Annotated in this window: 3 protein-coding genes and 1 pseudogene; 1 reads left to right on the plus strand and 3 read right to left on the minus strand. The window is 70.2% G+C overall.

The features are described from left to right. Positions 1 to 295 (minus strand): annotated as a pseudogene (locus VF794_RS17730) (acyltransferase); the annotation flags it as partial. A gap of 239 nt (positions 296 to 534) precedes the next feature. On the opposite strand from VF794_RS17730, the gene VF794_RS17735 reads away from it, so the two are divergent. Beyond that, on the plus strand, positions 535 to 1,518 hold the full coding sequence (locus tag VF794_RS17735; RefSeq protein ID WP_331111936.1) for an alpha/beta hydrolase: 984 nt from the start codon (positions 535 to 537) through the stop codon (positions 1,516 to 1,518). Between the two features lie 3 nt (positions 1,519 to 1,521). On the opposite strand, the gene eutB is transcribed toward VF794_RS17735, so the two are convergent. Both eutB and VF794_RS17745 read right to left on the minus strand, forming a co-directional pair. After that, positions 1,522 to 3,819 (minus strand): ethanolamine ammonia-lyase subunit EutB, encoded by a 2,298-nt coding sequence (gene eutB / locus VF794_RS17740; RefSeq protein WP_331111938.1) that lies wholly within the window; start codon positions 3,817 to 3,819, stop codon positions 1,522 to 1,524. Positions 3,820 to 3,939: 120 nt separating this feature from the next. Further along, positions 3,940 to 4,458 (minus strand): NUDIX hydrolase (locus tag VF794_RS17745; protein ID WP_331111940.1); only part of this gene is annotated, 519 nt, incomplete at its 5' end.

Consider the following 4,458-nt stretch of genomic DNA (forward strand, 5'->3'; position numbering starts at 1 on the left):
CCATGCCTTGCCCCAGCCGGGGGGGCTCCATCTCCAGGAAGCACGAGGCGATGACCATGGCCCCGTCCACCGCCACCCCTCCCGAGTGGTTGCCCACCAGCATGCCCCGCCCGCGCGCCGGCACGTGCTCGATGCCGTGGCACTTCACCCGGAAGTACTGCCGGTAGAAGAAGCCCATCACCTCGAAGAAGACGCGCAGGTGCCACTTGGACACGCCGTACGGGTCCACCCCGAACGCGTTGAACGGTAGCTCCATCCGCTCCAGCCGGTCCCTCACCGAGTCGTCTTGCCTCACGCCTGTGCCCCCTCCGCTTCCAAGGCGCGCCATCGTGGCAGATCTCCCGCGCGCACGGGCGAGCACGTTGGCTCCCCGGCATCCCAACCCACCGCGCGCGAGAATTCACCTACCCGCACATTGTGTTTTCCGCGAAAAGATATTTTCATTGGATATGCCAGACAGCCCCGAATAACACGCGCTCTAGAGGTTGAGCGAGCATGCAGGTTTCAAGTGAATATGTACGCGGAGGGACAGCCATGAGGGGATTGCGAGGGCTGGGAACCTGGGTGGCGTTGGTGTTGTGGGCGGTCTCCGTGGTGCCGGGAACGGCGTGGGCGCGGGAGCCCGAGGACGTGAAGGTGGAGCGCCGGGAGTTCCCGGTGCGGTTGTCCGATGGGCGCGGCTACTCGGTGGTGGGCTACCTGTACTACCAGGGCAGCCTGAAGAACCGGCCGGTGCAGATCCTCGCGCATGGCATCACCTACAACCACGGGTACTGGGACCTGCCGGACATCGACGGCGAGGAGTACTCCTACGCGCGGTACATGGCCCGCCAGCACTACGCGGTGCTCGCGTTGGACCTGCCCGGCGCGGGCGAGAGCGAGCGGCTCGATGGGGACACGCTCGACCTGGCGGAGTCGGCGAGCGCCCTGCACCAGGTGGCCCAGCAGCTCCACGCCACGGCGGAGAAGAACACCTTCGAGACGCTCATCTACGTGGGGCACTCCAATGGCGCGCTCATCTCCACCTACGCGCAGGCGCTCTACGGTGACGCGCAGGCGGTGGTGATGACGGGCTGGCTGAACACCTCCCACGACGTGCCGGTGAGCCCGGAGGTCCTCGGGGCATTGCTGGAGCAGGGTCCGTACATCCGTATCCCCGGCGAGATGCGCGGTGCCCTCTTCTACGACCCGGCGAACGCGGCTCCGGCGGTCATCGCCTATGACAACTCCGTCGCGGACACCGTGACGCGCGGCCAGTTCCGGGACCTGCTGAACACGCTGGCCCAGCCGGGGTCCATCCCGACGTGGGCGATCTCCGTGCCGGTGATGGTGCAGCTCGGGGAGAAGGACCTGGTGGCGTCGGCGGCCCATGCCCAGAACGAGGCGCAGGCCTATCCCCACTCCCCGCGGGTGTGGGTGGACACGCTGGGCAACACCGGCCACGCCTTCAACGGCCACTACAGCCGGCACGAGGGTTGGGAGCGGATCGACGCGTGGATCCACTCCCTGGCTCGGTAAGCCTCAGGAGGCGGAGGTGAGCTCGCCTAGCAGGCGCACCACCTCCACCGCCGCCACCTCGGGCCGCAGGCTGGTGTCGGAGATGCCCGCCACCACCCGGGTGATGTTGTGGTCCACCGTGCCCGGCTTCGCCCAGACGCGGGCCGGGGGCGCGGTGACGTAGGCGGAGAAGCTGTGGTGCCCGGAGCCGGGGCGCTCGCCGATGACGTGGACGAGGGCCCGGGGCCCCTCCACCGTGGCGTCCCCGAAGAGCAGCTCCCCGGCGCGGTAGCCGGCCCGCACGCGCCCCAGCGAGAGCACGAGGTGTTCGGGGGCTACCCGGTGGCCGGCGGCCTCCAGCCGGGCGCGCAGGGTGGTGAGGAAGGGCCGCAGGTGGCCCGCGTCCATGAGGGAGCGCGCGTCCAGCCCATCCGAGATGACGAGCTGCACGGTGTACTGGCCGGCGTGGTGCGCGCGCAGGGCCTCCAGCAGGCGCTCGGAGGAGGGCTCCAGCTGCTCGCCCGAGGGGGGGTGGAGGATGTAGTCGCGGCGGTGGGAGGCGCGGGTGCGCAGGAGCACGGCGTCGGGAATCGTCGCGACGAAGTCCGGCGAGAGGTCCGACCAGAGGCCGGCCTTGGCGTCGTCGTAGAGCTGGCGCAGCTCGCGCTCGATCGAGGGCTCCAGGTCCCACGGCTGCTCGCCATGGCCCACGGCGAGGGGGACGGAGCGGGCGCGCACCTCGGCCATCTGCCGCGCGGCCTCGGCGAGCACGTCGGCGTCCGGGCGCGTGTCGCCCTGGTGGCGGCGGTACTGGAGGTAGACCCAGGAGGGGTCTCCGAAGTGCTCGGTGGGGCGGCCCTGGGCGTCGAGGATGCCGAGCCGCTGGAAGAAGGCCCACATCCGGTCATCCACCTTGTAGCCGAACTGCTCGCGCAGGCGGACGTGGTCCTGGAACGCCGTGGTCAGGTAGCTGAGCATCGGGTCGTTCCGGGTGGGCAGCGCCATGAGGTAGCCGGGGTTGGCCGGCATGAGCTGCTCCAGGCACCAGCCCAGGTCGTCCAGCGAGACGTCCATGTGCAGGGTGGAGCAGACGTCGAGGCCAATCGTCAGGCCGTGCAGCTTGCCCATGACGATGTCCTCGAGGCAGCAGCGCACGAGCTGCTCGCGGGTGCGGAACACCTCGGGGCCGATGAAGCCGGCGACGTCGTTGAGGTGCACCCAGGGCGCGGCGGGTTCTCCAGCCCCGCGCCTCGCCTGGGCCACGCACTGCTGGAGCACGCGCGCGAAGCCGTACTTGCGCGACTCGTGCACCACCATGTCCACCCCGGCGGCATGGCCGTTGGTGGCGTCGGCGCCCTGGCCCGTCTCGAAGTACATGCCCCAGCGCCCGGTGCGCGCGGCGGCGTGCGTCTCCATCTTCTCCAGGGTGACGTCGAAGGTGCGGTTGGCGGCCTCGGTGCTGCCCAGGCTCTGGAACCACAGGCCCGTGGTGCCCGGCTGCATGGCCTCCACCACCGCCTGCACGTCCACGTGCGCCAGCACGCAGTGGGGCATGACGTCCTGGAGCCCGAACGTCACGAGAAGCTCATGCAGGGCGGACTCCACGGCGGCCACGGACTCGGGCGCCGAGGACACCGGGTTGGTGCCGAGCACCACGTCGCCCAGGGCGAAGCTCCACCCGTTGAAGACCTGCCAGCGGATGTCGTCCGGGTGGTCCGTGGGCGAGTTGGGCTGGATGCGCGCGCCCAGGTAGCCCTTCGCGCCCACCTTGCCGCCGGGCAGCGGGTTGAAGACCTTGCGGCCGATGGAGGCGAGCTCCTCGTTGCTCATCAGCTTCACCACGCAGCCGATGGCGTCGCTGCTCAGCCCGTCCTTGAGCTCGTGGATGGCCTCCTCGCTCGCCGACAGCAGGAAGGCCTTGAGCTCGCCCAGCGTCCAGCTCGCGGTACGCGCCTGCGCCGAGGCGTCGAGCGCCCCCTGCATGTACGAGTAGAGCCGCTCCTCCATCAGCGGGTACGCATCGAGGTCACCGAGGCGCGTGCGCGCGAGCAGGGCCCGGGCGTTGCGGCGCGACACCTCGTTGGCCGCGGCGACGCCGATGGCCGCGTCCCCCTCCTTGAACTCGTTTGCGGCACCAACGACCTGCTGGTACAGCCGAGGCTCGAAGGTGCCGCGCACACGCCGCACGTAGGCGAACACGTCCTCGTCGGGGAGGGGGTCCGGCAGGGAGACGCGCGAGTGTTCGCGGCCGGCATCGGGGGGCAGGGCCACTGGAGCCAGCGGCAGGGGCTCCTCGAGTGGATGCGTCAGGCTTTCCGCCATGGCGAGCTCACCTCGGGGGCAGAGGCTAATGCCGCCCCGATTCCGTGTCACCGGGCCCCCCGGCAGTGAGGGGTCTCCTGCGTGACGCCGCCGTCCAACGCGGATGACCACCCGACAATTTCAGCGAGTGCCCGGGGCCTCGGCGTGCAGGCGCTCCAGGAAGAAGGCCACCACCACCAGCGAGTGGGTGATGGCACCGCTCAGGATGAGCTGGGGCGCCGCCGAGCGCGGGTGCAGGTCCACGGCGATGTCCTCGCCCGAGTCCTGCTTGCCCTCGTGCGCCTTCACGCAGTCGAGCGCGAGGTAGCTGTGGCAGCGGTTGCTCTGGATGGCGGGGTTGGGGTGTACCTGCCCGAGCCTCACCACGCGGTCCGGCACGTACCCCGTCTCCTCCTCCAGCTCGCGCGCGGCGGCCGCCGCGGGGTCCTCTCCCGGCTCCACCATGCCGCCTGGAATCTCCAGCGTCGTCTCGGCGATGCCGAAGCGGTACTGGCGGATGAGCACGAGCTGCTCGTCCTTCGTCACCGCGATGACGTTCACCCACTCGGGGGTGTCGATGACGACGCGAGGGCACTCATGGCCCGTGCGGGGGTCGGCCACCACGTCCTGGCGCACCTTGAGGACGTGGTAGTCGCGCTC

This window comes from Archangium sp. (assembly GCF_036389735.1).
Lineage (GTDB): Bacteria > Myxococcota > Myxococcia > Myxococcales > Myxococcaceae > Archangium.